At 29.4% G+C, this 1507-nt stretch carries 2 protein-coding genes; both read right to left on the reverse strand.

Features of this window, described 5'->3' with window-relative positions; all coding sequences use genetic code 11:
* On the reverse strand, positions 1-923 hold a 923-nt coding region (locus EII32_RS11215; protein ID WP_125235458.1), incomplete at its 3' end, for a protein rep.
* Positions 924-1316: 393 nt separating this feature from the next.
* A partial coding sequence (locus EII32_RS11220; RefSeq protein ID WP_410524584.1) for a beta-class phenol-soluble modulin occupies positions 1317-1507 on the reverse strand: 191 nt, incomplete at its 5' end.

Below are 1507 nucleotides of genomic sequence, written 5' to 3' on the forward strand. Positions count from 1 at the left end.
CAAATTTCTTCGTCAATTTCATCAATCATTTGATGATTAATTTTACTTTTTTCTTCTTCGGACAAATCAAAAATTTCACTCGCTAAGTACTCTTTTTGGTTCCAATGATAAAAAATTTGATAAATATATTCTGTCGGATCTACTTCTTTAAGATAATCTAAATCGCCATTTTTTAATTTATTTCTTGCCTCTTTAAACAGTCCAGAATAAACAAGAATCTGTTTCCCTTTGAGTGATTTATAAAATGTATCGAACACTTTTTGATTAATTAAGTAGTCGCTATCTTTACCAGAATACTTCGCCATTTCGTATAATTCTTTGTTGTTGTTCTGTTTAATTTTTTGAACATGTACTTGTGTAATTTCATCGTTACCCGTTACATCTCGCCATAAATTCAGCCATTCTTTTTGACTAATATAATACCGTTTATCTGTAAAATACGATTTGTTAACAGCAATTAAAACATGGAAATGCGGATTATAATCATCACGCTTTTGATTATAAGTAACCTCTAATTTTCTTACATAACCTTTAGCTATCGATTTGAATTTTTTACGATTGTTTAAGCGTCTGAAAGATTGATTGTAATGTTTAATTTCAGATTCTAAATCATCTGATTTCACATTAGGAGTGGTTAGAGTTAAAAATAAAAACTCTTTTTGTTCTTCTTGTTTGATATACTGCATCATTAAAGATAATCCCAATGCATCTTTTCTTGCTTTACGCCAAGCACATACAGGACAGAACCGGTTTTTACATAAATTCGACTTATATAGCTTCTTTTTCTCCAGAGTTTTATCCGCAACAAATGATAAAAATGTATTACAGTCCTTTATCAAATACATCTGTCCCTCTCTCACATGTCTCTCAATAAATTTTTGAAATACTTGATTTCTTTGTTTTTTCTCAGTATACTTGTCCATGATATATCACACAAAACAACCTTGTTTTTTACAAAACAATGCATATAAAAAGTTGCTTTTTCTCCTTCCTGTATAGTTTTAGATTAGACACCTTAAACAATACATTAATAGGTACGAAAAAGCAACTTTTTTTGTGTCTTAAACCAGTTATATCAACGGTTTGAAAGGTATAAGTTCGCATTGTAATAGTTACCTATAGTATCAAGATAAGAAAAGACTCGTTTCACTCGTCTTAAAAACCACAAAAAAAACACTCAAAATGATTGTTTTTTTATTACTAAATTTAAAAGATATAACAGCAAATAAAAAAACATCGAAAAACAAAAAAAGAGATTAATCAACTAATCGTTGATTAATCTCTTTCTCTTTATATGTAATGAGTGAAGATACCTATTACATTAAACCAAATGCTTTAGCAATATCTCCTGCTAAACCAGCACCGTTAGTCACAATATTAACGATTGATTTAGCTAATTCAGCACCATCTCCAGATTGTCCTGCTGAAACTGTATTAACGATAGCTTCGCCTAATTTTGAAATGTGTTCCATGAAAATAAACCTCCTTACATATAGAGTTATTACCA

The sequence above is a fragment of the Prevotella sp. OH937_COT-195 genome (assembly GCF_003932845.1).
Taxonomy (GTDB): Bacteria; Bacteroidota; Bacteroidia; order Bacteroidales; family Bacteroidaceae; genus Prevotella.